Here is a 25,346-nt window from a genome sequence, read left to right as displayed (position 1 = left end):
GAGAGAGAAGATGCAGAAAAAATTAAATCGGATTTATGACGGCCATATGCAGGCGCTTTTATTCTGGATGTGCTGGCTGGTGTATTTTGCCTCCTATATCGGCAGGCTTAACTATTCATCGGCCATGCCGGCCATGATCGGCGGATCTGTGATAACCGCCTCGCAGGCCGGATTTATCAGTATGGTCTACTTTTTTGCCTACGGAGCGGGGCAGTTTCTCAACGGTATGCTGGCAGACCGCCTCCATCCGGGGAAAATGATATTCGCCGGGCTGTTTGCCTCCGGTCTCTTAAATCTGGCCATGGGTTTCTTATCGGGCTTTGGGATGATGGCGCTGTTCTGGTGTGCCAACGGGTATACCCAGGCGATGATCTGGCCTCCGATCATGAGAATCTTTGCAAAGATGATGACCGAAGAGAGAAAAGTAAAATACTGCGTGCATATCACCTCCACCATGGCGGTGGGAACGCTTGCCTCCTACCTGTTGTCTGCGGCGATGATCGCGGCTGCGGGCTGGCGGTTTGTGTTTTATGCTGCCGCCGTATGCATGTGCGGGGCAGCGCTGGTGTTTTGGCGCGGGTTTGCAAAGGTCGAGGCGTATTCGATGGGACATGGGGATGCAGAAGCATATGGGGGTGTGGTAGAATATGAAAAGAGGACAGAACAAGGGAAAACGGCAGACACCGGCTCCATGCCATTTGGACGGCTTCTGACCGCATCTGGCCTTCTGTTCCTTCTGATCCCGGTGGTGGTTCACGGCGTCTTGAAGGACGGTGTGACTTCGTGGGTTCCAACGTATATCAGCGAGACGTTTATGGCCTCGCCGACGCTGTCCATACTGGTGACGACCATGCTTCCGGTCATTAACCTGACCGGGGCCTATGCCGCTCAGTTTATGTACCGGAGATTCTTTCAGAAGCATGAGGTTAAGACGGCGTCCTTTTTCTTTCTCATTGCCACCGGCGCGCTGGTTCTGCTCTGGCGGTTCAGCGCGGTCAATATGTTTCTGACGGCGGGGCTGCTGTCCGTTATTACGGCGTCCATGATGGCGGTCAATACGCTGTTTGTTAATCTGCTCCCGCTCCATTTCGAAAAGGAGGGGAGAGTTTCTACCGTTTCGGGATTTTTAAATGCGATGGCCTACCTGGGATGCGCCATTTCCACCTATGGAATTGGTGTGCTGGTGCAGCATGTGGGCTGGCAGGTGACGATCTTCGGCTGGCTGGCCATGACTGCCGCGGCTCTGGCCGTGTGCTTTATTTTAAGAAAACGGGTATTCACAGTAAAGATGAGCATGAAGGAGGAGACAATCCATGAGCAAATGGGTCTATCAGGCAGACGGGTTCAGCCCCGATGAGGAAAGCTGCGTGCTGCACGAGACCGTGTTCCATAACGGGAACGGCTATATCGGTGTGCGGTCTAATTTTGAGGAGGGGTATCCGGAGGGACAGAAGACCATCCGCGGCTCCTATATCAACGGATTTTACGATTTTATGAAAATGCCCCAGGCGGAAAAACTCTGCGGCTTTGTCGAGGAAAAGCAGACCATGGTCAATGTGGCCGATACGCAGACAATCCGCTTAAAACTGGGCAGTGAGGAATTTTCCCTGTTTGAGGGAACCGTCCTCCGGTTCTGCCGCCGTCTGGATATGGAAAAAGGTGTGACAGAGCGCAGTATGGTCTGGCGTTCTCCCGAAGGGAAAGAGGTGGAGATCACCAGCCGGCGTATGGCTTCTTTTGTTAAATTACCGCTTTTTACAGTGGAGTATCAGGTGAAATCCTTAAATTACAGCGGTGAAGCTGAAATAATCTCGGATCATAACGGGGAAGTGAGCAATTACTGTAATCCTGACGATCCGAGAGTCGCGGGGGAAAGCATCTCTCACCTGCACCCGGTAAAGGCAGTGGTGGAAGGAGATGTGTCCTGTCTGGTCACGGCGGCCGCGGCTTCCGGCCTCCTGGCCTGCAGCGCGGTATGCCATCGGCTTTCCGTCCCGGCCAAGGAGACGAGGGAGACGGCGGGACACCGGATCACCCGGACGTATGCTTTTCAGATGATGGCGAGTGAGACCATTTCCCTGACGAAATACACGGTATTTACGGATTCTGTGCGCCGTCCGGATGCGTTGGCCTGGGCCATGGCTGAGATGAGTGAGGCCGTGGAAATGGGACTGGAGTACTGGTATCAGAGGCAGCAGGAGTACCTGGCGGAATTCTGGAGGCGTTCGGATCTCGATATTGATGGGGATGAAGAGACAGCTGTGGCGGTGCGCTACAATCTCTATCAGCTGCTTCAGTCCGCGGGCCGGGATGAGTTCTGTAATATTGCGGCAAAAGGGCTGTCCGGAGAGGGATATGAAGGCCATTACTTCTGGGATACGGAGATGTATATGCAGCCGTTTTTCACTCTGACGAATCCGGATATCTCCAGAAGGCTTCTGTCGTTCCGGTACAGAACGCTCGACGAGGCCAGGAAGAATGCCCGGATCGCCGGACACGAAAGCGGGGCATTATATCCGTGGAGAACCATTATGGGAAAGGAGTGCTCCGGATATTTTCCGTCTGGAACGGCCGCATACCATATCAATGGGGACATTGCCTATGCGGTGGCGGCGTATTACCTGGTGACAGAGGACCGGGAGTTCCTCGCGGATATGGGCGCGGAGATTCTGTTTGAGACAGCCAGGCTCTGGATGGATGCAGGAAATTTCCATGAGGGCCGTTTTGAGATTCATGAAGTGACCGGACCGGATGAATACACGTGTCTGGTGGATAACAATTACTATACAAATGCGTGTGCAAAATACAACCTGCACTGGGCCGTAAGATCCTGGGAGATTTTAAAGGAAGCGGGAACACTGGGGCCGGTGGCGGAGAAGATCGGGATGACGGATGAGGAAGCGGCTCTTTTCCGGCAGGCGGAGGAGGCCATGTACCTGCCGTATGACGAGAAATTGGGCATCAATCCGCAGGATGAGACATTTCTGTCTAAAAAGATCTGGGACTTAGACCATACGCCCAGGGAAAATTTCCCGCTTCTCCTTCATTATCATCCGCTGTATTTATACCGCCATCAGGTGTGCAAGCAGGCGGACACGGTTCTGGCCCACGTACTGTTTGAGGACATGCAGTCCAGGGAGACCATGGAAAAGTCGTTCGACTACTATGAGAAGATCACAACACACGATTCCTCGCTGTCTACGTGTATCTTCAGCATCATGGCTTCCCGTCTGGGCAGAAGAGAAAAGGCATACAGCTATTTCGGAGATTCGGCAAAGCTGGATCTGTTCAATACGCACCATAACACTGGGGATGGAATCCATACAGCCAACATGGGCGGCGTCTATATGGCGGTTGTCTATGGCTTCGGCGGCCTGAAGGTTAAGGAGCAGGGGCTGTTCCTTGCCCCGTATCTGCCTGAAAAATGGAACGCCTACCGTTTCCAGTTTGTTTATCTCGGAAGCCTGATTTCGGTGGAGGTGAACCGGGAGGGATGCAGGCTTACTCTGCTGGAAGGAAATCCGCAGACGGTGACGGTTTACGGAAAACAGTGTTCTTTAACGGGAACGGCTGCGTTTTCCATGGGTGAGAAGAATGTGCCACAGTATGACGCGGTAATCTTCGACCTGGATGGAGTCATCTGCCACACGGACGCCTACCATTATCAGGCGTGGAAGGCGCTGGCGGACCGGCTGGGAGTGCCGTTTGATGAACAGGTCAACAATCTTTTACGGGGCGTGTCCCGGGAGGAGAGTCTGGAGATTATCCTAAAGCATGGCGGGCTGACCACATTGACGGATGAGGAGAAACGGCGGGCCTGTGCTGAGAAAAATGAGATCTACAAGGGACTTTTAGATGAGATGTCACCGGCCGATTTAAGCGCGGAGGTGAAGGACACGCTTGACGGCCTGCGAGCCTTGGGAATAAAGCTGGCGATCGGTTCCTCCAGTAAAAATGCGAAAAAGATTTTGGAGCGGATCGGTCTTGGCGGCTATTTTGATGCCATTTCTGATGGAACGAATATCACGCGATCCAAACCGGATCCGGAAGTATTTCTACTGGCGGCGCAGTACGCGGCGGCTGATCCGGAGCGTTGTCTGGTCGTCGAGGATGCCAGGGCAGGCATCGAGGCGGCGTGCCGTGCCGGGATGGACAGCGCCGGTATTGGTGATGCGGCATTGTGCGAAAAGGCAAGTTACGGCATGGAGACATTTTCACAGCTGCTGACAATCTGTGGAAAGCCGTAAAATGGGGATAAAATCATAATAATTTTATAAAATATTACTGGCATTATCTCATATTATAGTATATAATAAGCGATAAGACTTGAGGCGGAGTTTTCTTCGCCTCATTGTTTTCTTTCCTGAAATGTGAGAAAATAGAGACAGGGGAACAGGAAAGCAGTAAATTTGAGCAAAGAAGTAAATCTCAGTAAAGCAAAGGCAGGTGACGACATTATGCATAAATTCTTAAGGTCTATTGGATTCAGCCTCTACCAGAAGGACCGGGATATCGATAAATTGTTAGATCAAATGACAGAAGATTTATCCGGCATGAAGCGGATTCAGCTGGATGAGGAGACGAACCTCTGTGAGATCAGAAAAGAGGTTGCGCCTGGAATGGGAATCGCCGTATTTGGCCAGATGGACCGGGAGGGAGTATTTCGCCGGAATTATTACTATCCATTTTTGAGAAGCGAGGATATGACATCGGATGTGTCCTGTTCCATTCAGCGCCATACAGAGCGTGAGACGTATGCGGGACTGCTTGATGAGTATAAGGTCGGTATTTCCCTGATTTTTTATATCGATAATTCATTCGAGTGCAGGGAGAGAATCATGGATAAGAGTTCCCTGGAGACAAAGCGGGCCAATTTAACCGGGCTGGCGGTCAGCGGTAAGATTCTTCTGCCGATTCAGAAGACAGAGAAGCAGCGGGAGAATGCAAAGGTTACGGCAAAGGAGCGGAACACGCTTCTGGAGGCAGCCAAGAACGGTGATGAGGACGCCATGGAGACTCTGACCATCGAGGACATCGACATGTATTCCCAGATTTCCAGACGGGTGATGAAGGAAGATCTGTATTCGATCATCGATTCCTGTTTTATGCCGTGCGGAATTGAATGCGACCAGTACTCGGTAATCGGTGAGATTACGGAAATCGTGGAAAAGAAGAACCAGATTACCGGAGAAGAGGTTTATGATTTGAAGCTGGAATGCAGCGACATCGTATTTCATGTGGGAATCGCAAAGCAGGATTTGACCGGAGAACCGGCGGTTGGCAGACGGTTTAAGGGACAGATCTGGATGCAGGGCAATGTGGTGTTTGATGAGGCGGCGGACTAGAGTGTGTTTGAATATGAATTTTTAAACACACCCTAAGCCGGGGGATTTTGAAAGATTCTTCAAGTAAAACTTGACGAAACGCCTAATTGTTAATATAATAATATACAGCCTGTTCGCGGAAGACCCGCGGCACAGGGGATGTTTCTGTAGCTCAGCAGGATAGAGCGTCCGCCTCCTAATAATCAGATAACCTGAGTCCTGTGAGGTAAGTTCGCTCTCTCCTTTCTATAAAAATTGCATATGTCCTCGTAGCTCAGCTGGATAGAGCACACGCCTCCTAAGAGAACTTAGAGCGCTCGCTTTTTGGGGATTCGCCCCGCAAAATTTAATACGTGTTTCTGTAGCTCAGCAGGATAGAGCGTCCGCCTCCTAAGGTTGTGCTCTACCAGCTGCCTTACGGGGAAAAGTGATCGTTGCCAGTCTCAATTTAATATAAGTCTCTGTAGCTCAGCAGGATAGAGCGTTCGCCTCCTAAGCGAAAGGCCGTGGGTTCGAATCCCGCCAGGGACGCCAGCAAACACGCCGAAAACCTTTGATTTATCAGGGTTTTCGGCTTTTCTTATTTCTGCGGCTTTTGTGACTTTTTTGCAAAAAACCTTGGTTTGCTAACATTTGCTAACGAGATTTGGCCTTTTGCTAAGAAAGGCGGTAAGTCAGAGGTTCGATTTTTACCAAAGGAACTTGCAAACATTTGTTAGCAGAAATCAGAGGGATTTGCAAACAAAATCGTGAATTTGCTAACATCGCTCAAAAATGCCTTCAGAACCTTGCTAACAAAAAAAGTGTTTGGTCACTGTGCAAAGTGGTTCAAACGAAGAAAACCTCTCACAAAGTGAGAGGCGTTCTTCTGAGGTGGGGACTTTATAAAGCTTTTGCCAGCTGCTTGAGCAGTGCGGCAGTTTCGGGATTTTTAAGCAGTTCCAGTATCTTCGCTGCATCACTTTCATCACTTTCAGTGACGGCAGTATCCGCAGTTTTAGGCTCTGTATCTTCAACAGGGTCAGGAGTCTTGGATGAGTAAAATGCTTCCTCCAATCGCTGAGCGTTTATGCAGCGATCCTCGTCGATGATGTGAGAGTAGACATCTGCAACCATTTTTACCTGAGCATGACCAGAGTCGCCCTGGACGGATTTCATATCGCCACCATTGAGTTTCAGCTTGTAGGTGATACTGGAGTGACGGAGAGAATGGAATACAACATGAGGCAGTCCGTTTTCTTTGATAAGTTTATTGAAAGCACGGTTAATCACCTGGCTTTCCATCGGACGGCCATTGCTGGAGCAAAAGACCAGGTTATTGTCGATGTATTCATCTCCAAACAGATCCATCAGCTCATCAATTTCTTTTTTTCTCTCTACCAGCATATAGGCAACTGTTTTCGGCAGGTACACGCGGCGAATACTGGTTTTGGTTTTAGGCTCTTTCAGGACCAGAGCAGTATGGGTACTGGCTATGCAAGGTGGAAACTTCTTAATAACACCTTTGTCGCTCAAATCGTCCAATGCACCTCGTGTAACCCGTTGCAGCTCTTTGTTGACGAATATATAAGCTGAACCATTTTCTATGCTCTGTGGTGCAATATCAATGCAGTCCCAGGTAAGGCCCAGCATTTCACCAATGCGTAAAGAGCAGGAGAACGCCAGATTTAAGGCAAGGGAGAGGATAGGATCATCACAGACTTCCATAGCCTTGCTCAGCGTTTCGGCAGTCCATATATCCCGTTCTTTATGTTCTTCTTTGGGAAGTGTCGCATTCAGGACAGGGTTACGGCTGATTAGTTCCCAACGCACCGCCTGATTAAAGGCACTGCGAAGTAGCTTGTGAATTTCTCTTACTGTATGCGGGGTCAGATATTCGCTTGTGGGTTTGCGGTTGTTGACGCTTACCGTTTTCACAGAGAGCAGATCACGGTAATACTTATCCATCATCCTTGGAGTGATGTCGGATAGTAACATATCTCCGATAATAGGAGTTATGTAGTTTCTCGCCAGACCACGGCGGCTTTCATATGTTGACATTGCCCAGGTATTTACACCATAGATGGACATATATTCATCGAGCAGATCGTTCAGGGTCTTTGCCGTAGGAATAAAGAAGGTTCCAGAGTCCTGCTCATACTCAATTTGCTTTTTTCGTTTTTTTGCTTCTGCATTTGTGCTGAAGGTTTCCCAACGCTGTCTGCGTTTTCCGTTTTCATCTGTGTAATCATACACCACAGAATATTTGCTTTTACGCTTCACGATAGATGCCATTTTCATTGCTCCTTTCTGAGATTTTCACATAATGAGTTTGCTTTTGATACCAGGCTTCAAAACTGCTGGTAATGATACGAATTCTTCGATCAATCAAGGTCGTCTCAAAATAGCCCCTTTTAACAAGGTCATAAGCTGTGCCAGATTTCAGCCCCAAAAGATCCGCCATTTCCGGAACTGACATCGTAGTATGCCTCCATTTCTCTCCGGGCGGTGTACCATCCACTTTTTTATAGTGGAACTGGCCGGCATACCAATCTTCAAAGCTATCCAGCATAACTCTCATTCGTCCGGCCACTTGAATTGTTTTGAAATAGTTCTTTTTAACCAACCAGTAGGATTCTACTTTACCAAGCCCAAGCATTTTGCCCATCTCTGGTACAGACATACTGGTCTTTACTCTTTGTTTTTGCATGGCTTTTGCCTCCTCTATAAAGTTTTTCTTGCTATGGCCTCATTGTAAGAGAAAGCAGAAAAAAAGTTAAGGATGTCGATTTGGAGATCGGCATCCTTGACAAATCATTCATCTGCGTGATCCAGCCAGTCATCAAAGCTCTTTTTGGAAATGCGGATATGACCGCCGACTCTGACGCTGTGGAATACACCCTGTTTTACCAGATTATATGCTGTGGGACGACTGATACCCAGAATGTCCTGAATCTCATCGACCGTATAGGTTCTTTTGTCATAGCTGACAGGATTTTGTTCATTAAAGCGGTTCAATTCCGCAATTCTTGCTTCAAACATAAAAACGCCTCCTTTATCCGGTAAGTGGCCTTACGGAGCCTCCATTTCCTCCGGAATATGAATATCTAAACTAACTTGCAGAGCATCATCAATCGCTCTCATTTCTTCGCGAGATACGCGCCCAATGTACGATAAAACACGCCTTTTATCAATCGTTTTAATTTGCTCCAGCAGAACAACAGATTTCAGTCCAAGCTCTGGAACGCTCTCCAGTGCATAGTGTGTGGGCAGCTCCTTTTTCTTAATCCATTTACTGGTGAGTGGAGCTACGATCAAAGTGGGGCAGAAAAAATTCCCCACATTGTTTTGAAGAACCAGGACAGGACGGGTGCCGCCTTGCTCTGATCCAAAATAAGGGTTCAAATTGGCATAATATAAATCCCCACGCTTATAAATCCAATCTTCTTTCATGTTCATCCTCCTATGTTTTGAGATTTGATTATGTAAGAAGGAGGCTCTGCAAATTACAGAGTCTCCTTCAATTTAGCGCCTGTTTTATCCCTTACTTGTCCACGACACCCCAGGGATTTGGGTAATCATTAAGCCGCAGGTGGCTGGCCTGCTTCTCAGGAGTTTCACCTCCACTTCGTTTGGTCTTACCCATGGCCTGCGACGGTTATTATCACGCTCGGACTATGGCTGTAAGAGAGCTTTCCTCCTTGTTATGCCATGACCGGATGCCATCCGATGTATTCCAGCCTGATATATTTCTGATAAACCGAAAACTCATCTATACAGCAAAAATGGGTTGGCCTGTTATGCGAGTGGCAGCTCTCAGAAAATATACCGCTGATGTAGCGGCTATTACGCCCAAAGAGGATCAAACTTAATGATTCGTATATGAGGTTGTCAAGGTGCAAGTGAAAGGATTTCCCTCTCACTTGCTACTGCCACTTTTTTAGAAAATCGCAACCAACTTTTTTATTTTTTCTTCAATTTTTTTCAATCGCTTATCTGCGGCTTGCCGAGTAATACCATATCGTTGGGCTAAACAAGTTGCATTTGGTATTTTCATTTCATAATAGGACAATATAAAATCTCGTTCTGCTGGACTCAGTTTCAATAGAGCTTGGTGTAAATCCTCAAGAAGTAAATTCTGAATAGCTTGTTCCGCAGTATCAACAGATTCATCCACAAACAAATCTGTATCCTGATAACCTTCCTCTGTGCCGTCACGATCTCCCACATGAGAAGCCGGGAATATAGAGCGACTTTTCTCATGTTCCTGGAGATAGCGGCTGTGGCGGTCCTCCTGTTGGTATTTTTCAAAATCTTTGCGAGAACATTCCATGATAATGCGGTCATCTTCATCACGGAACATTTTGACTGTTTCAACAAAAAAGCGCCCAGTAAAGCAACCATTGCGGCGTGCCTTACTGAACGCTGAAAAACTGATTTCCTCCCATTCCTGTGGGCTGTTATTTTTCCAAATGAATACTCTCGTCATATCCTTTCCTCCGTTCAAATTCTTGGTAGTCAGCGAATTTGAACGGTGTCATGGATATTTTGCTATGTACGCCTCCCAGCGCATACCGGCCTCCTAATACCGGGCAAAGAAAAAGGCCGGAAGTGTTTTCACCTCCAGCCATGTTCCTGCCGCCATATTGCAGCAGGAATGAAAAAAGCCCGGTTAATGCCGGGCCTTATGTAGAAAAGTATTCAATTTAGCGCATTCCTGCCACTATAACAAGTATAGCAGGTCGGAAGTCGGAAGGGAGTAGGGATTAGGTCGGGGACTTGTCGGGATTTAGTCGGAATTTAGTCGGGGCAGCTCCTCCAGGACTTCTGGAATAGAATATCCAAACAAGCAAACAGAAAATAAATAGATGGCTTCTCGTTTTCGGTCATAAAAGACACTGCGCTCTATATTTAGTTCTTCCAGCAATTCTTTCTCTGTGCTGTTGAACCGATAGATGAATTGCTTAGTCAAAATTTCATAGTAAAGTTCTCCTCGATCCGGATACCGTTTCAGACGAAGGAGTGCACGGTCAATAATATTGACCAGCATTTGATTTTGAACAAGGCAGCAAACTTTTTCTTCAAAGGCTTGCAGTTCAATATCTGGTGCAAAATTTTCAAGATAGCAGAGGCCAGACTCTATATCTTGTTCTCCCATAATCCAAGCGGTTTCTTGTAATTCTTCTGCCCGCTCACTCAGAACCCAGACTACATCACGGTAAATCTTTAGAATCAGCTTACTTCTATGAAACGCAGCGTCGCTGTTAAGCCCCAAAGCTGTTAGCCTGCTGTTATATTTTTGGATTGTTGTGCTTTCTTTTCTCATAGAACATCCCTCCTTGTTCGCAATATTGCGAACATATTAGGTACAAAATAGCATAGCAGAGGAGCGTGAGAGAGGGCAGTGCCTCTCTCTATTCCCCCATTTGGTTATATCAGGTTTCTGGATTTTAGACGAATCTGCATTGCTTGCTTGGAAACCTCAAAAATATTTGCCATTTCAGCAATGAGCTGTTCATCTGTCCGGCCTATTCTAAGCCGGTAAAAACATTTTTTGATCTGCGGTAAAGGCATCAGCAGAGCAGAGGCCAGGGTATCCGCCTGATGCTCAATTATGCCATGACTTTCGTCGGAAGAAACATTTCCGTTATAAGCAGCAACATCTCCAGTACCGGAGTATAACTTCTTATGTAGTACCCAATGAGCCAGCTCATGGGCACAGGTAAAACGGAGCCGCCCTAATTTTGATGGATCACAAAGCCGTTCATCAATTAAGATTGTACCAGCTCTTACTGCAATCATTCGATACTGTCTCTGTATCTGATCATATAAAACAACGGCACCGTCATCGAAAATTGTTTCCCCTAATATCTTGGGGTTTTTTCTTAGTGTATGAAACTCCAGGATTAGATCAAACTTTGTCTCGATAATGGTTTCGATTGGCACAGAACATGGTTGCCCGGATAGCAGAGAGGGATCATATTCCATCAGGATTTTTCGCCCTACCGCCTCGATTGCTTCTGTACGGATTTGTGGAATTGACAAAGCTATCCCCCCTATCGTTTACGCTCCTTTAGCATTTTCATAAATGTCTGCCATTCTTCATCGGTAGCGTCTACTTCTTTTGCCACACGCAAGGCTGCCCGAACAATATCTTTTTCCATGATATAGTCTGGCAAATCAGCAGATACTGTATTGCGTGATTTTGCAGCCAGATCCAAAAGCAACTCATGTTCTGATTTATCCAAATTCAGAAAGGCGGAGATGCGTTCCACAAAATCTCCATTGGGTGCAGGACGGCGGCTTTGTTCAATATCACACAGATAGCCGTAAGCAATATTCAAATGCTTGGCTGTATCGCGTAAATTGAATTTGTGCGCCTTGCGTTTCTCGGCTATAAATGATCCAAAAGTTATATTGCCCACAGCATTCACCTCTCATTTGTTCGACGAACTGCGAACATCTTGCTTATATTGTATATCGAACATCTGTTCACTTCAAGGATAAAAATTTCATTTAAAAAGAGGTGTTAAAAATCAATAACACCTCTTTTGCGCTATATAAATTCCTGAGCGATTTGCTGCATTTCTATAATGCACTCTTTTGGGGATAGAATTTTTATTTTTCCCTTAAATTTGAATATCCAGCCATAAAAAGTTCCACTGGGGTTCACTTCAATTTTTGCTGTGAAGTGCGCGTCATCATATCTCTCAACAGGGGCATCTTCTCCATAATGATCTATGATTACTCTCATCAATTCGTTTTCACATAGAAGGGTTACTTCCTTCGATGACTCCGATGTAAACATATCAACCATTTTATTTGTATAGGAGGCTACATCAAATCCCTCTATCGGCATAAAGCAAGTTTCAAGATTTTCTATGCTTGTTAGACGATCTACACGGAAGTGAGCAATTTTCTGATGCTTCAGAGAAAATCCAATCAGATAATAGTGGTCATTTTTCCATTCAAGCGCATAAGGATTTACGACATAATAATATCCATCATGCTTCAAGATTTTCTTTTTTTCCTGAGTATATTCATAGTATTGGAACCGAATTTGCTGATGGTTTCCAATTGCTGTTTGGATATTATCAATGATATAGTAAACCTTTTCATTATGCGGTTTGACACGGCTGGATAAAGCAGCAAATTTTTGAAGCTGCTCTGCCTGATATGTGCCGGCTAAACGGCATAATTTCTGCACCAGCTCCTCGGATTTCTTGGCAGAAATGATCTTCGAGGATGCTACTGCGTCTGTCAGCATTTTCAGTTCTGGATACTCAAACAGACGGCTTCCCATAAAATATTGGTTTTGGGTACTCTTGACCACCACAATATCAATCCCTGCATCGATCAGCGCATTGGTATCTGCGTAAACAGTCTGCCGCACTGCCTGAATTCCTTTTCCATTCAGATGGGCAATGATGTCAGATACTGTGGCGGGATGGTTTTCATCGGTCCGCTCATAGAGAAACCGGAGTAATTCCAGTATCCGCATATTTGTTGAATTCTGCATACTTCACCTCCTCGATTCTTAAAATGGCCTATTTTGTATGGTGTCCGGCCCCAAAGACCAGAAGCAGGCCGATCCAATTTCGATCTATAATCAGCTTGATCACCGCCACAAGCAGAAGTCCGCCTGCCAGGAGCACAACGCCGTTCATTCAGCGTCCTCCAGAGGCATGGTTCCCCATGTGGATGTCCAGCACCCCTCTGGGAGGCTGGATCAGGGAGTCCTCATACTGGCACTTCCACTGGACCTCCCGGCACATCTGGCCATCCGCCACGCCGTCTATGGTTTCCCCATCCTGAATGGGGTTATCATGCTCCAGAATATAGGACGCCACATTGTAGGCATGGTTTACTACCCAATTTGGGTCCATGTCGTGGAAGTGGTACTGGAGATCCGGCAAAAACAGGGTGCTCATGCCCACCGTGTCGATGAGCATATCCTCCGTGCCCTCGATGTTGAAGAAACGGACATTGACGCCAAAGCGGATGAACCGATCCGGCCCCTCAATCTGATGGGAGCGCACATCCTCTGCCAGAAACAGCTTGCCGCAGTTCTGGAAATAGAACGCCTCACAGGTGGGGTACAGCTCTGCCAGAGCCTCCAGAAAGTCGGCATCCAGGTTGGCACGCTCCAGCGCTGAAAGCGCCGCAGTCAGCATATCGGTGGCCACCACCTGATATTTGCACTCCCGGAAGATCCGGTCACGGTCCTCCTGGCAGTCCCACATCTGGCTCATCAGAAAGGCATCAAAGCCTTTGCCCTTGAACTTGTCGCATTTCATCACCATCAGCTGTACCGGGCACTTGCCGTCCTGAAATTCCGCGACATGATCCAGGGCGGCAAAGCCGGCCATTTTCTTATCATAACAGAAGCACTCTGTTGATCCGATGTGCTTCTCCATTATGGCAGTCATTTTTTCTTTATCCGGCATTTCTACCGGCTCTTTGAACAGCATCTGAATGAGATAGGGACCTCCGGGCTGGGGGCCTTTTTTGTCGTCCAGATTTTGCTGGAAAGCTTTATTGCTCATTTGGTTTCCTCCTTCTTTTCTGGGAACAGTTTCCACCGAAACTCCAGCTCTTTCTGGACAAACTCTTTCGGCAGGCCGCGGGGGTTGGCGATGAGATACCATACCCGAAAGGTGCGCTTCTTCGGATCTGTTTCCTGCCGGTAGAGCTGATAGCCCGCCTCATCCTCCTGTGTCCACTGTCCTGTCTGCCGCTTGGCCTGCACAAAGGGTTCCACCACCTGGTCCAGTTCCTCTCTGGTGCGGCTTGAGGCCCAGGCTTGATCCACATCATTGGCGTGGGAGAGGTGGAACAACATCGAACCCATCCAGTTCTTTGCCTTGTGTCCAGGCGTTCCGCGCAATTCCGCCTGACGGCGGTACTCCTCCATCTGCTCCGCCGTTCCGTACCGTTCCACCATCTGCTCCCGCACATAGATGAACCAGCTGTAGTCCTCCGCCTCGGTGAAGGGGGCGCAGACCGGCTGTAATGCCTCCACGGGGTCTGCCTCGAAGCGGTCGATGAAGTCGAGGTAGTTGGCTTTGACCAGGGGCAGAAAGGTGTCCAGCAGCCCGGTGTTCAGCCGCAGGTCCTCTGTCAGCATCCGAAAGAATGAACCGCCTGTTGTGGGTTCAATTCTGAAAGAGTAGAGGTAGTCATCTCCCTGCTTTATGATACAGCTGAAGCCCACCTCCACATTCCCATGGCCGATTTCGTAGTCTATGTAGTTGTAGCGGCTCCGGTCAAACCAGATCTGATAGGTCAGCCCGTTTTTCATTTTCTTTTTGAAGTCGCCCTTTTTCAGACGCTTCCAGCCCTTTTCCTCCAGGCCCAGGCCGTTCCACAGGTAGTCCAGAAGTTCCTGAATTATATCTGCCGGCCGTTTTTGTTCCACGGTCTCCACCCCCTGACGAATTCTCTTTAATAGTCAAGCAGGATAGGCACCTGCTGTTCCTCGGCAAACCGCATGGCCCGCCAGAACACGGAGAAGGCAAACTTGGCCAAGGATTGGGTGTCATATTGGGTGTGTTCTGGGATGTCTGCCTTGCTGTACTGTCCATCTGAGTCTATGGTTCCGTCTACCGGGTATCCTTCAGTGTCGGCCCAGCCAAGGATGGTGTCCTCATCGGCCTGCCATGCCAGCTGGTTCAGCTTCTCCAGTTCCTTTCGCAGACCGCCCAAAGTGGCGATCATCGTTTGATCATCGGTGGGCAGAGGGCCTTGGAATAGAAAGCTGTCGGTGAGGGGAAGCCACCAAGTCGCGCCCCGAAGCAGGGACCACACCCGCTCCTCGTCCGATGCAAGGCGGGCAATCAGGGGATGCTCCCCGAAGTCCCAGTCCTTCTCCACGGTGAGAGGCACCGGTTCCTCGTATGTATGACAGGCGGCCACCAGCAGCATAGCGCCAAAGGCATCCCAATCCGGCTTATCGGTGTAATAGGGCCGCTCGTTGTCCTCCGGCCATGGAGTGTAGGGCGGTTGGTTCGGCTGGGAAATGGCGGCTAAGATCTGATCCCGCCAGTCCTCCACTGCCGCCTGGATCTCAGCCGGGGACAGCTCCTCCTCGTTGTCGGCGGGTTCTCCATCCGGGGTGATCCGGTTAAAGGTGTATCCGTTTTCCTCCGCCCACTGCTGAACAACAGTTTTCCAGTTGTGAGAATAGTACCGGGTCAGCGTCCCGGCGTAAATGTCAAGTCCCATAAGTTTCACTCCTTTTTTGTCTATATCATTTCATACAGCAGGGCAGCGTCGTCCTGCACCAGTTCCAGATGGGAGCGCAGCGTTTCCAGTCCGCTTTGCACCGCCTCGGTGGGCAGGTCCCAGTCCGGGGCAATTTCAGCAGCCAGTTCCGGGAGGTCCCGCTCCCGCAGAGCTGCCAGCAGTTTAGACGCCAGCTCTCCCTCCAGCAGAGCGCAGTCCAGGGTGTCCTCGGTCTGGGGAGCAGGAAAACGGACATCCATATCCAGCACGCTCTCACACCAGTCCCAGATGGCCATATAGACCGCACCGGAGCAGTCGCCGTTGGACAGTTCCTGCCGCCGGTTATTTTTTATCAGATAAAAGGACGCAATCTGTGACATGGCAGTTCCTCCCGAATATATTTTCAGTGTTCATTGAGATACCTCGCCAATTTCTTCTCCAGCAGTTCTGTCATATCGTTGCAGAGTCGCTTGACCTTGTCCTGCTCATGGGCGTAGTACCAGATGGTTTCCTCTCCGGGGCGGAGCAGGAGCTGGTCGCCGTCCGCTTCTTTCCAGAACTCGCCCAGCACGCAATACCGCTCTCCGTGGATGGTCAAATTAAATGTTCCAGAGAGTTCAACGATTACGCCTGTGAATACATTGATGCCTGCGGTCAGCAGGAAAAACTCCCGCACCTGGGCCGGGAGCGTGAAGTCCATCACGCTTTCTTGATTCCCGATTTGCTCCTCCGTGGTGGCGGGCTTGATCTCATCAGAGGGGTCCAGCACCTTTGCCAACGCCTTGGAGAACTTGGGGTATCGGCCAAATAGTTCTGGGTGGCTGGCCTTGAATTCCTTTTGCTTTTCCCGCTGCACTCGCTTCTGCTTCTTGCAGAACGCATCCAGCTCCGCCAGATACCGCTCCTGGTAGAGATTGCTGGCCTCAAATGCTGTGCCGCTCTTTTCCAGAATGGCGATGGCTCCCTTTTGGCTGCCAAACACCGGGACCCACTGGAAACCATGCCGGCAGGGCTTTAGCTTCAGAAATTCGCCCCGACTCAGCAGGGTTTCCAGTTCCGGCTCATGCTCGTCCCACCAGTTCCGCCAACTTTCTGGTGTTTCCCGGCCTTCGACCAGGTCCAGGAGCTTTGCTGTCAATGATTCTGTGTTCATAGGTGTCCACGCTCTTTCTCCGCCATCACTTCCACATTACTCGGTAGCACAAAGCTCATTCATTTTTGGAATCAGTATTTTATCCATCCATTGACAAACAACCTCAAAGGCAATGTCAATTTTTTCTTCATTTCCTATATCAAGATATATTTCATTGTCTCTCAAACTGTAAAACAGTGGTTGTGTGTTGGCGTCTGGTTTGGCATAACCATAAGGGTCGTATGGACGGGTGTTGATTATATAGCAAACCTCTATGCTTATGCTATCCTTTGTGTTCCCGCCGAATGAGGAAAACGCAATCATATAGGTGAAATTTTTACTGTGCCTCGTAAGTGTTTTGTCGGATTTTTTATACTTGAATCCTAAATGCCCGTACTTTCCTTGCAACTTGGTTCCAAGCATTTGCATTGCTTCGCTAAAGTTCATTGTGCCCCCTCCATATTCTCATCATAGGTGCTCCTTATGTCTCATGCAAATCCGCATCCCGGTATCTCGGCCCGATAAATACAGAGATATGGACCCCAGCCTGATTCCACTCGCCCGGCAGATAGATCAGGCAAGTGAAACTATCCGCTGTCTGGCTGTTGGACGCTCGGAAATCATACCGTCCCAGTTCCTGCTCATTGGCAGGAATCCGCTCCACCTCATCCAGGCCAATGGCTCCCGCAAACGCCTGAAAGTGATTCCAGATCTGTTCTGTATCAGAGCGGTTCAGCGAAACGCCAGAATGGTAAGAGGGCCCGCTTGCGGTTCGCCTTCTTTTCTTGGAACCATCTGAGCCACAAACAAACACTCGCTTTTTCTCTATAATCCAGTCTGTGTTCTTTAAGGAAGGGATGGCATCCGAGAGGAGAACGGCAAATTCATTCAGGTGTTGCTCCCATAGTGCGATGGCCACTTCTAACGACTGGGGCAAGCTATGTTGATTTGATTTGTTCATGCCTTTCTCCTCCCGTGATGTTACTCAATCCCACCAGAAGTACCAGACAGTGGACTGCCACAGAACATCTGCTAAATTGCCCACCGTCGGGTCATCTTGCTCCTGATCCACAATGTCTGGGCAGAACCCATACTGCTCCGCGGCCAATTCCATGGCCTTCTCCTTGGAAACGGGGACCGGGAGCAGGAACTCCAGCTCGTCATGGGTCATAGCGGCAGGGACCGCTCCATGCTGTTCAAACCAGTATTTCGCCACCGCCATCAGCTCCGGCGTGTCGGGACACTCGTTCCAGTTTCCAAAGGGCAGGTAGGCGAAGATCTCCCAGGGGTTCTTGACCGGAATTTTGGCCAGAATGAGCGGATAGGTCATGTGGCTATCCGAATCCCAATAGCAGGAGAAGCGGTCATTGTCATAGCCGCCCTCCATCTCGCCCAGGACTTCCTCCTCCCAGTCCATGTCATCGTCCTCGGCTTCTTCCTTGCGCTGGCCGGTCAATTCCTCCAGAACCGCCTTTCCGTCCTTGACGGGAGCGGAGAGCATCTTCTTTCGATACTCCATTACCGTTTTGAGGTCAAATTCATAAAAGTCCGCATCGTTCTCCGGGTCGGCGTTCATCACCAGACACTCCAACAGCGTTTCATCATCCGCCTTGATGAGCACGGGAACAAAGCCCTCCCGTACCCCCAGCCGCTGGGCGTAGCTGTATGCCGACATGATGGGGTCATCATCTGCCATGGATGGGAAATAGGTACACTCGCAGTCCAGATACTCCATGATGGCCTGAGCAACCTCGGAAGGCTCCAGCGTGTCCTCGTCGAAGTCCTGTCCCTGCCAGTTTTCAAACCGTTCCCCGATCACCTCTGCCATAGCCTGATAGTAGTCCTCGTCAAAGGGGATGAACAGGTAGGCTTCATCCTGGAACTCATCAGAGTGATACCGCTCCGGGCCGAAGAAGCGGAGGGCATTGTCGTCAATGTCGGCGGGATAGTAGGGGCTGTCGCCCTCTCCATAGTAATAGCCTGCAAAAGCACGGCCTTGCTGATTGAATAGCACAGAGAACAGACAGCCGTCCAACTCATCCCGGATAAACTCCCGCAGATCCACACTGGCAGGATCAGCTTTGACCTGTTTGGCCACTTCGCTGTATTCTTTCAGGAAGTCCTCACCCATCAGGTCGTGCTCCATGCACCAGCGCAGGTAGATGGCCATGTGGTTATAAGCATTGATGGGGTCAATAGGCAGTTCCTTCTCCTCAATGCTCTCAAGGTGATAGGAAGCGTCGTCCATCTCACCGTCAAAATTATCATTGGAAAGGGTGCCACGGGTGATCGCATTCTGACGAGTGGGGTTTACAACAAAACTGATCCCCCTCATCTTGTTCAGCAGAGCGTCTACATCATGTTCCAGTTTATAGTCCAACTCGTCCTCATAAAGCGGAATGACCTGATAGAAGTTGACCTCCTCGCCGCCCGGCAGGGTGCAGACCTCGCCGCCCTCCTCTGTACTTTGGGGGCCGGTGAGAATGGCGGCACACAGCTTCGTATTTTCCGCAAAGTTCTCCTTGTTATCCATGGTATGTCCAAAGCCCAGCCAAGTGTCGCTGGCAATGGGCAGACGAGCTAAAACTTTCAGCAGACGGATAGGCCAGTACCACCGCTCATCCTGCATAGATTCCTGAACCAACTTCCAGTCCGCAGGCAGCGCGATAGCCAGCTCCGCCCGCTCCAGCTTATATTCCGCCAGTTCCTCCGGCACATTCATCCGGTGAGCGCCCATGCCCATGGTGACCAGGGTGCAGTAGTCCCGCTCCTCAGAGGGCGGCACCACGCAGATGTCCACATGGATGTCGGGAGAAACCAGCTCATGGAACACATTCTCGAACTTGCCGAAATACTGCTCAATGTGCTCCTCGACGGCTTCCATCTCCTCCTCGGTGTAGACTTCGGGATTACTGAATTCTTCCTCATCCTGCGTGTCATCATTGTCTGAGTGGTCGCAGCTGTCATCCTCCGGATCTCCCTTTATAGGCTCGTGACCGATCTTCAGGGTCATCTGTTCTTCTGGCAGAGAGATGCCGGGGCTGCGGGTGATGGTGTGCTTATCGTCCGCAGAAAAACCGATGGTCTCGCCGTCTTGCAGCGTCACATCACACGCCAGCACATAGGAGGCAAGGCTGGCCAAAAAGTCCCGCAGTTCCTCCGGCTCAGCGTCGGTGTTCAACACCTCCATTTCCTCCTTGCCAAACACATCCATGCCGTAGGTGTAGCCGTTTAGGCCCCCCTCGCTCCGGTACAGGCCGAACCAAACCCAGTTGAAGATGGGCAGTTCGTCCTCTTTGAGCATATCGGCAAGGCCCTCATAGAAACGAGGCTCAAATACCACGCCGCTGGTGTAGACACCGGTGGCATATTTCTGCTTGCAGCACACTGCCATCGCCTTGGTGAACAGCTTACCTCGTTCCAGCAGTTTTTCCTCCTCGCCCAACACAGCCACCATGATATGGGCCTTGTGCGCTTTGGCCACCTCTACGGCCTCTGGCCACATATAGTTGTTTTCGGCGTTGATCTCTGCTTCATTGTCAGGGATGTGACCGTGGAATAGTGTCACGATCAGCATCATATTGCCGACCCGCATTACCACAGCGTCATCGCTGTTCTCAACATCTTCGTCGCCCTCATCCGGCTCCTCATCTACGATACCCCATTCTTCCCGCAGATCTCGAATCAACTGCTCCTTGTCCCACTCTGCTTTGGAGAGGAGCACAGATCCGGCAAAGGAACCCTTATGGTCGGTTTCCTCCTCGTCGGCGTCATCCTCAAGACCCTCTGCATCTTCATCCGGATCATAGAGGGATTCATGCTCCAGTCCGCGGATAAATTCCTCAAAGCTATCTGCCAGATGGGTAATTTTATAGTCATTTTCCTGATCCACATGGACTACCGCAGGCTCTCCCTGGGGACCGCAAGCCCGGTAGTCCAGGAAAATCATATCGTGTCCGGCGCTTGGACAGTCGCAGATGGTCACACCGATGGCAGGATACTCCCACTCATCGATCATAAACTGGCTGCCCAGCTCTCCACAGAGGGAGCAGTTCTTTTCCCGTCCGATTCCGAAAATGCCGGTGATGGCCACATGATCATCTGACCAACAGGTAGGCTCATCGCAGGGATAGCAGGTGTTCACCGGAATGCCGCCGTTGTGCTGCTTCATCAGCCAAATGTAGGCGGCGGGCAGCTTGTAGCCCAGTTCCTCCTCCACGCTGGCGATCAGCTCATCGGAAGGCGGATCACTGACATATTCTTTCAGTGCATACCAATTATCATCCCAGAAGTTGGTGAGGTCGAAGCCCTCAAATGGGGTATCACCGGGCACGAATTTGGCCTTCTTCTTCCGGCTGCGCTGGCGTTTCCGGATCTCCGCCTTACACTCCCGAATTACCGCCGGAGCATTTTCATCCTCCGGGTCCAACTCTGCCCACCGCTGGGCGTAGGGAATGGCCTTTTCCTCCTGGCCGTAGAGATACTGATAGCCATAGGCCATCCGCATATTCCACTCCGCCTTGTCCTGGCCTTCCTCCCGGACGGACTCCAGCACCTCAATGGCCCTCAGAAGGGCTTTGTCTCCCTTGGATTTCAAAGTACCTTCGTCATGGTCCCCGATGATGGCGTAGTTCTCCAGTGCACGGGCCAGGGCGTAGGCGGTGCGGTAGTTCCTCCAGTTCTCCGGGATGGCATTCAGTGCCTGGATACAGCGGGTGTACTCGTCTTCGTCGTTCCACTGCTCCAGCTGAGCGAAGAATGCTTCGGCGTTCTGTTGGGTGTAAGGAATATAGTCCATGCCCGTCAGCGTTTCGTCCAACTCGTCATCCTGATTCTCAGTTTCTGTCCCATCATCTTGTTGCTTTAGGGGTACAGAACCGGCTTCACGGCGGAAGGTGTGGAAGATGGCCCATGGGATGTCCGTGCCTTCAAAGAACTCTTTCGCCATGTTCAGCGCCTCTTGGATGTCCCAGGCGATGAAGTCCACATAGCCACAGTAGAGGCCGGTAGCCCCGCCGGTGAGAGTGAGCACTTCCGATCCTTCATCAGTGGTAAACACTTCTTCCAGCTTGTCCCGGAAGTCAAAGATCTTCTGGGTTCCTTCTTCCTCCCGCAGGGTATCCAGGGGATAGCAGAAGAAGCCCGCTACCGTGCCGTCGGCATGGAGATCATCCATGAAGTCATTGTCGGCATTCAGATAGCCGTTGATGAGCGGCACACAGCAGGTGGAACCCACCATGGTATCCAACCGCCAATCGGTGTCGGGATCTTCATTGGGTTCCATTTTGTAGCCAAGATAGCTCTCCAGATAGGCATTTGGATCAGTGGAGAGCTCCAGGCCCTGCTCCCGCAGTTTGTCGGGCAACTGGGACAGGAGGAAGGACGGCTCTGCCTTGGGTTCCTCCAGCACATCAAAGCTGTCTATGTATCTCATGTGGGGGATCTCGCCCAGCACTTGGTCGGTGAGGGTGGTGAGCATCCACCAGGCCCGGCCTTCCTCATCCCGGAGCATAGGCAGCAGCTTTTCACAGTAGGCGGAGATGGCGAAGCTGTTTTCACCCTGCTCCTCCAGCCAGATCTGCACATCATCCCCGGAGATGTCCCAGCCATTCTCAGTACGCAGACCGATGTTCTGGAGGGGCTGACGGCCCACAAGGATGTTCCAGTGCTCCAGCACCTCCTTGGGGGCGTGCTTCTGGAAGTAAATCAGCTCAAACAGCTTGACCTTGTCGCCCTCCGGGGTGAGGATCAACTCATGCTTTTCGCCATTGAAGCCCATCTCGAAGGAGATTTCGTCAAACGCCTGGTTCAAAGCCCCTTCCATTTGGGCCACGAGTTCTGCGCCGCGGGTGTGATCTTTGTCCTCATCCATCATCTGGCGCAATTCTGCTTCCATCTCGGCAAAGGTTTCCCACCAGTTCTCTGTCCGCTCCCGGAAGCACTCCCAGAACTGCGGCAGAGAAATACCCTGCTTGCACCGGTCGATAAACTCTTTGGTGTCATCGTCACCAGGGCGGACTTCCAATGCCTTTTCAAAATATCGCAGAGCCCGGCCCTCCTGATCCAGATAAAAGTAGGAGTAACCCATGCGGAAGTTCCAGTAATAATCGTCCTCGAAGTATTCCTCATGGGGCTTTAGCAGAGCGAGGGCCTTTTTGAGCATTTCTTTGCAAGTTGGCTTATGTGGGTCTGCCAGATTGTTATAGGCACGGGCTAACTCACTGTCCATCTCAGGGGTACGCTCCTCGGCGGGGATGGCCTCCAGCGCATCAATAATTTTATGTTGTTTGCTCTCCTCATGCCACTTCTGGCACTGCTTCAAAATGTCCATATCAGGGTCCTCCTCGTCCTCATCCGGTTTCCAGTCTTTGATCTGCTGGAACACACCGTTCTCATCCCGCTCAAAGGCGCAGGGGGCGGGGGTGTTCAGCAGAGGAATGATGTCGGGATCGTCGTTGCAAATTGTGTTCAGCTTGTAAATCCCGGCGTTGTTGGGGTCGTCCATGTACGCCTCGCTCTCGTCACCAGCGGTGAAGCGCCAGCCACTGTCCCAGCCGCCGTCCGGCTTCTCCCTGTAGCAGTAGCCAACCTTGCAGCCCTCCACTGTGATGCGGTTGGTGGCGATACAGCCATCGGCACCCTCCCAGTCGGGGAGCAGATCTTTTACATCTTCCGCCTTTACATGGTAGTTCCGGTTGCGGCCAGAGGCTTCGTACAGCTCCTTCCGCAGCATCTCCACCTGAGAAGCCATATCCGTGATTTCATCCTCGCCCATCATCTCGCTGATGTCGTATTCCAGCGGGGCATGGACAAAGTCCGCCAGGGCCTTGTCCATGGCCTCGTGCTCCTCCGGCGTAGCAGTGATGCGGATACGGCGGGCGGGGGTGTTGTACTCGTCCAGATCCTGAAGGTTTACACTGCCACTGACGCTGCACTCCAGCAGGATGGCGGCCAGGTCGGTGACCACATCAATGGCGAAGTGGAAGTCCATCTCCACGCCGTCCGAATGGGTGAACTCCAGATACTCCACGGTCTGGCGGAAGTCCCAGTTCTGCTTGTCCAGACCAATCTTGGCGAAAATCTCGCTGAGGGGGATCTCCTCTTGTTTCTGATCCTCCAAAAATGCCACAAGGTTCAGGCTGTCGTCCGAGCCTCCGATAAAGTTGCCCCAGTATTTTTTGATATACATGCGTCATGCCTCCTGTTCCGAGATCAGCCGCTTGATGAGCCAGTCCAAATGCTCTGACCACACAGGAGCGATCTCACCGCTGTCCTCGTTCTTCCAAAGATCCACAATCTCACGGATGCCGTCCTCGTCCGGCACCTCGTTTTTGATGTCGGTGAGCTGCCGCAGCAGGAAAGCAAGGGCTTCTTTGGATGCTGTGAAACCGGTGACTTTATCCCATATAGCTTCTTCATAATCGTAGTCCAGCTTGCCATTATCCTTCCATTGGAAATACAGCTCCGCCAGAGCCATCGCAGTATTGTCAAAGAGGAAGTCGATTTGTGAGAAGTCAGCTCCCAGCATGACTTCCTCTTTCATCAGTTCGATCATCTCGCCCAGATCCATTACCGGATGCTCCGGTACATATTCATTTTTGAGGATGTCCAGTACATCCAGCCCTTCGTCACGCTCTAATGCTTTTATGCCCCATGCTCCCATGTCGGCACCTCTCTTTCTTTATTTTGTATCAAGCTTCTATTGTCAATCATGGTTCTCCAGCCGAATGATAGGCCGATAAAAGTCATAATCTCCGTTTAGTTCATTGTCCTCCTGCACTTCCGGCTTACAGTGGGGCGAACAGGGTAGGAAACCGAGAAATGGGCCCAGCCCACCGCAGATATTGCATCCGCCATCGCCGCCACAGGTGGTAAGTCTATCAGCCTGCACCACTTCCCGCATATAGGGATCGTAGGCGATGGACAGGCCGAAGAAGTTGGGTTCCTCCATGTCATAGGGCCGGTTCTCATCCTCATCCATGTCCTCAAACCAGCGCAGACGCATGGAGTAGTCTAACCCATCTCCCCACGGGAACAGGGTCCGACACCCGCCGCCACACAGGTAGGACCACTCGTCCGCCGTAGGCAGCGAAAGCCCCTGCTTTTCCAGCCCGGCAAGAAGCGCATCGTAGTCTGTGCGGTTATAGATGCAGATCTGAAAGCCCTTTTCCGTCCGCTCAATGCGGGCCGACTGATGCAAGGTAAGACTGCTGCTGTCACTCCAGGCAAAATCACGAAATTCCTTCAGCCAGTCAGGGTGGGCGGTCAGCCTGGGATCGTCCATCTTGACTGGCTCCCAGCAGAGTTCCTCCAGCTCCCGGCCCACCAGCATGGGGCCAATGGCCGCCTGCCGAACGGGAGCCATACTTTCCCGGATCATCTCCTCCGGGTTCTGCGGTTCCATTTCCCATTCCCGGAACAGATACTCTAATTCCTCCCGGCTCTCCTGATTCAGTCCCACGGCAAACTGCTCCCAGCCCAGGGTGACGGTATCGCCGGGGACAAAGACGAACTCCCGGCCATCTTTCTTGAAGATGCCGGTGGTGCAGTTCTGGCCCCAGCGGTCAAAGGTATGTAGACCGAGAAAGGTCATATCATAACGAGCAGCCAGGCTTTCCATCAGCGCCTGCTTCTCGGTGGTGTCCATTTGATTGAATTGGGTGCGGAATAGTCTTTCGTTCATAACA

The 25,346-nt window shown here is 50.6% G+C and carries 22 protein-coding genes and 1 tRNA gene; 4 read left to right on the top strand and 19 right to left on the bottom strand.

Features of this window, described 5'->3' with window-relative positions; genetic code table 11:
• Window positions 1-10: 10 nt before the first annotated feature.
• The 4 genes from H8S80_RS29345 (at window position 11) to H8S80_RS29330 (ending at window position 5,858) form a co-directional block, all read left to right on the top strand.
• Complete coding sequence (locus H8S80_RS29345; RefSeq protein WP_117633083.1) at window positions 11-1,357, top strand: MFS transporter; 1,347 nt, start codon at window positions 11-13, stop codon at window positions 1,355-1,357.
• The gene (pgmB, locus tag H8S80_RS29340) at window positions 1,314-4,247 is read left to right on the top strand and encodes a beta-phosphoglucomutase (RefSeq protein WP_117633084.1); all 2,934 of its coding nucleotides are present in this window, start codon (window positions 1,314-1,316) and stop codon (window positions 4,245-4,247) included. Before H8S80_RS29345 ends, pgmB begins: the two co-directional genes overlap by 44 nt.
• 210 nt (window positions 4,248-4,457) lie before the next feature.
• Complete coding sequence (locus H8S80_RS29335; protein ID WP_002605377.1) at window positions 4,458-5,345, top strand: DUF3881 family protein; 888 nt, start codon at window positions 4,458-4,460, stop codon at window positions 5,343-5,345.
• Between the two features lie 436 nt (window positions 5,346-5,781).
• Window positions 5,782-5,858 (top strand) — tRNA-Arg (locus H8S80_RS29330).
• 348 nt (window positions 5,859-6,206) lie between these two features.
• Here H8S80_RS29330 and H8S80_RS29325 read toward each other — a convergent pair.
• The 19 genes from H8S80_RS29325 to H8S80_RS29235 form a co-directional block, all read right to left on the bottom strand.
• On the bottom strand, window positions 6,207-7,598 hold the full coding sequence (locus H8S80_RS29325; RefSeq protein WP_007862346.1) for a tyrosine-type recombinase/integrase: 1,392 nt from the start codon (window positions 7,596-7,598) through the stop codon (window positions 6,207-6,209).
• Window positions 7,576-8,013 carry a helix-turn-helix domain-containing protein gene (locus H8S80_RS29320; protein WP_002569113.1) on the bottom strand — a complete coding sequence of 146 codons (438 nt, stop codon included), beginning with the start codon at window positions 8,011-8,013 and terminating at the stop codon, window positions 7,576-7,578. Before H8S80_RS29320 ends, H8S80_RS29325 begins: the two co-directional genes overlap by 23 nt.
• A gap of 104 nt (window positions 8,014-8,117) precedes the next feature.
• Complete coding sequence (locus H8S80_RS29315; RefSeq protein WP_002569114.1) at window positions 8,118-8,345, bottom strand: helix-turn-helix domain-containing protein; 228 nt, start codon at window positions 8,343-8,345, stop codon at window positions 8,118-8,120.
• A gap of 30 nt (window positions 8,346-8,375) precedes the next feature.
• Window positions 8,376-8,756, bottom strand: a complete 381-nt coding sequence (locus tag H8S80_RS29310) for a type II toxin-antitoxin system PemK/MazF family toxin (protein WP_002569115.1) — start codon at window positions 8,754-8,756, stop codon at window positions 8,376-8,378.
• A 487-nt stretch (window positions 8,757-9,243) separates the two neighbouring features.
• Window positions 9,244-9,792, bottom strand: a complete 549-nt coding sequence (locus tag H8S80_RS29305) for a sigma-70 family RNA polymerase sigma factor (RefSeq protein WP_006059623.1) — start codon at window positions 9,790-9,792, stop codon at window positions 9,244-9,246.
• A 300-nt stretch (window positions 9,793-10,092) separates the two neighbouring features.
• Window positions 10,093-10,629, bottom strand: a complete 537-nt coding sequence (locus tag H8S80_RS29300) for a hypothetical protein (protein ID WP_187049083.1) — start codon at window positions 10,627-10,629, stop codon at window positions 10,093-10,095.
• Window positions 10,630-10,733: 104 nt separating this feature from the next.
• Window positions 10,734-11,348 carry an ImmA/IrrE family metallo-endopeptidase gene (locus tag H8S80_RS29295; protein ID WP_117440304.1) on the bottom strand — a complete coding sequence of 205 codons (615 nt, stop codon included), beginning with the start codon at window positions 11,346-11,348 and terminating at the stop codon, window positions 10,734-10,736.
• 11 nt (window positions 11,349-11,359) lie between these two features.
• Window positions 11,360-11,728, bottom strand: coding sequence for a helix-turn-helix domain-containing protein (locus H8S80_RS29290; protein ID WP_002569119.1), 369 nt, complete (start codon window positions 11,726-11,728; stop codon window positions 11,360-11,362).
• 131 nt (window positions 11,729-11,859) lie between these two features.
• A complete protein-coding gene (locus H8S80_RS29285; RefSeq protein WP_117440303.1) occupies window positions 11,860-12,822 on the bottom strand; it encodes a helix-turn-helix transcriptional regulator in 963 nt (320 codons plus the stop codon).
• A 148-nt stretch (window positions 12,823-12,970) separates the two neighbouring features.
• Window positions 12,971-13,849 (bottom strand): DUF4261 domain-containing protein, encoded by an 879-nt coding sequence (locus H8S80_RS29280; protein WP_117440302.1) that lies wholly within the window; start codon window positions 13,847-13,849, stop codon window positions 12,971-12,973.
• Window positions 13,846-14,721 (bottom strand): spondin, encoded by an 876-nt coding sequence (locus tag H8S80_RS29275; RefSeq protein ID WP_117440301.1) that lies wholly within the window; start codon window positions 14,719-14,721, stop codon window positions 13,846-13,848. The genes H8S80_RS29280 and H8S80_RS29275 overlap by 4 nt, the downstream gene beginning before the upstream one ends.
• Before the next feature lie 26 nt (window positions 14,722-14,747).
• Entirely contained in the window at window positions 14,748-15,527 is a 780-nt protein-coding gene (locus tag H8S80_RS29270) for a hypothetical protein (protein ID WP_117440300.1), read from the bottom strand.
• A gap of 20 nt (window positions 15,528-15,547) precedes the next feature.
• Window positions 15,548-15,907 carry a hypothetical protein gene (locus H8S80_RS29265; protein WP_002592908.1) on the bottom strand — a complete coding sequence of 120 codons (360 nt, stop codon included), beginning with the start codon at window positions 15,905-15,907 and terminating at the stop codon, window positions 15,548-15,550.
• A gap of 23 nt (window positions 15,908-15,930) precedes the next feature.
• The gene (locus H8S80_RS29260; protein ID WP_117440299.1) at window positions 15,931-16,680 is read right to left on the bottom strand and encodes an SMI1/KNR4 family protein; all 750 of its coding nucleotides are present in this window, start codon (window positions 16,678-16,680) and stop codon (window positions 15,931-15,933) included.
• Window positions 16,681-16,716: 36 nt separating this feature from the next.
• Window positions 16,717-17,106 (bottom strand): hypothetical protein, encoded by a 390-nt coding sequence (locus H8S80_RS29255; protein ID WP_002592906.1) that lies wholly within the window; start codon window positions 17,104-17,106, stop codon window positions 16,717-16,719.
• Between the two features lie 34 nt (window positions 17,107-17,140).
• Complete coding sequence (locus H8S80_RS29250; RefSeq protein ID WP_002592905.1) at window positions 17,141-17,620, bottom strand: hypothetical protein; 480 nt, start codon at window positions 17,618-17,620, stop codon at window positions 17,141-17,143.
• Between the two features lie 24 nt (window positions 17,621-17,644).
• Window positions 17,645-23,848 (bottom strand): immunity protein Imm33 domain-containing protein, encoded by a 6,204-nt coding sequence (locus H8S80_RS29245; protein WP_117440298.1) that lies wholly within the window; start codon window positions 23,846-23,848, stop codon window positions 17,645-17,647.
• A gap of 3 nt (window positions 23,849-23,851) precedes the next feature.
• The gene (locus H8S80_RS29240; RefSeq protein WP_006059608.1) at window positions 23,852-24,322 is read right to left on the bottom strand and encodes a DUF4259 domain-containing protein; all 471 of its coding nucleotides are present in this window, start codon (window positions 24,320-24,322) and stop codon (window positions 23,852-23,854) included.
• Between the two features lie 42 nt (window positions 24,323-24,364).
• Window positions 24,365-25,342 carry a hypothetical protein gene (locus H8S80_RS29235; protein ID WP_117440297.1) on the bottom strand — a complete coding sequence of 326 codons (978 nt, stop codon included), beginning with the start codon at window positions 25,340-25,342 and terminating at the stop codon, window positions 24,365-24,367.
• Window positions 25,343-25,346: the final 4 nt, after the last annotated feature.

The organism is Hungatella sp. L36 (assembly GCF_014288035.1).
The sequence above is the reverse complement of the archived record's forward strand: the minus strand, read 5'-3'. Positions and strand labels throughout refer to the sequence as shown.

What these genes read in the sequence shown, in the direction of transcription:
- H8S80_RS29270 (WP_117440300.1), bottom strand. Translation starts at nt 15,527, where the DNA reads ATGGGACTTGACATTTACGCCGGGACGCTGACCCGGTACTATTCTCAC.
- H8S80_RS29310 (WP_002569115.1), bottom strand. Translation starts at nt 8,756, where the DNA reads ATGAAAGAAGATTGGATTTATAAGCGTGGGGATTTATATTATGCCAAT.
- H8S80_RS29255 (WP_002592906.1), bottom strand. Translation starts at nt 17,106, where the DNA reads ATGAACTTTAGCGAAGCAATGCAAATGCTTGGAACCAAGTTGCAAGGA.
- H8S80_RS29235 (WP_117440297.1), bottom strand. Translation starts at nt 25,342, where the DNA reads ATGAACGAAAGACTATTCCGCACCCAATTCAATCAAATGGACACCACC.
- H8S80_RS29280 (WP_117440302.1), bottom strand. Translation starts at nt 13,849, where the DNA reads ATGAGCAATAAAGCTTTCCAGCAAAATCTGGACGACAAAAAAGGCCCC.
- pgmB (WP_117633084.1), top strand. Translation starts at nt 1,314, where the DNA reads ATGAGCAAATGGGTCTATCAGGCAGACGGGTTCAGCCCCGATGAGGAA.
- H8S80_RS29300 (WP_187049083.1), bottom strand. Translation starts at nt 10,629, where the DNA reads ATGAGAAAAGAAAGCACAACAATCCAAAAATATAACAGCAGGCTAACA.
- H8S80_RS29325 (WP_007862346.1), bottom strand. Translation starts at nt 7,598, where the DNA reads ATGGCATCTATCGTGAAGCGTAAAAGCAAATATTCTGTGGTGTATGAT.
- H8S80_RS29245 (WP_117440298.1), bottom strand. Translation starts at nt 23,848, where the DNA reads ATGTATATCAAAAAATACTGGGGCAACTTTATCGGAGGCTCGGACGAC.
- H8S80_RS29265 (WP_002592908.1), bottom strand. Translation starts at nt 15,907, where the DNA reads ATGTCACAGATTGCGTCCTTTTATCTGATAAAAAATAACCGGCGGCAG.
- H8S80_RS29285 (WP_117440303.1), bottom strand. Translation starts at nt 12,822, where the DNA reads ATGCAGAATTCAACAAATATGCGGATACTGGAATTACTCCGGTTTCTC.
- H8S80_RS29250 (WP_002592905.1), bottom strand. Translation starts at nt 17,620, where the DNA reads ATGAACAAATCAAATCAACATAGCTTGCCCCAGTCGTTAGAAGTGGCC.
- H8S80_RS29335 (WP_002605377.1), top strand. Translation starts at nt 4,458, where the DNA reads ATGCATAAATTCTTAAGGTCTATTGGATTCAGCCTCTACCAGAAGGAC.
- H8S80_RS29320 (WP_002569113.1), bottom strand. Translation starts at nt 8,013, where the DNA reads ATGCAAAAACAAAGAGTAAAGACCAGTATGTCTGTACCAGAGATGGGC.
- H8S80_RS29260 (WP_117440299.1), bottom strand. Translation starts at nt 16,680, where the DNA reads ATGAACACAGAATCATTGACAGCAAAGCTCCTGGACCTGGTCGAAGGC.
- H8S80_RS29315 (WP_002569114.1), bottom strand. Translation starts at nt 8,345, where the DNA reads ATGTTTGAAGCAAGAATTGCGGAATTGAACCGCTTTAATGAACAAAAT.
- H8S80_RS29345 (WP_117633083.1), top strand. Translation starts at nt 11, where the DNA reads ATGCAGAAAAAATTAAATCGGATTTATGACGGCCATATGCAGGCGCTT.
- H8S80_RS29240 (WP_006059608.1), bottom strand. Translation starts at nt 24,322, where the DNA reads ATGGGAGCATGGGGCATAAAAGCATTAGAGCGTGACGAAGGGCTGGAT.
- H8S80_RS29305 (WP_006059623.1), bottom strand. Translation starts at nt 9,792, where the DNA reads ATGACGAGAGTATTCATTTGGAAAAATAACAGCCCACAGGAATGGGAG.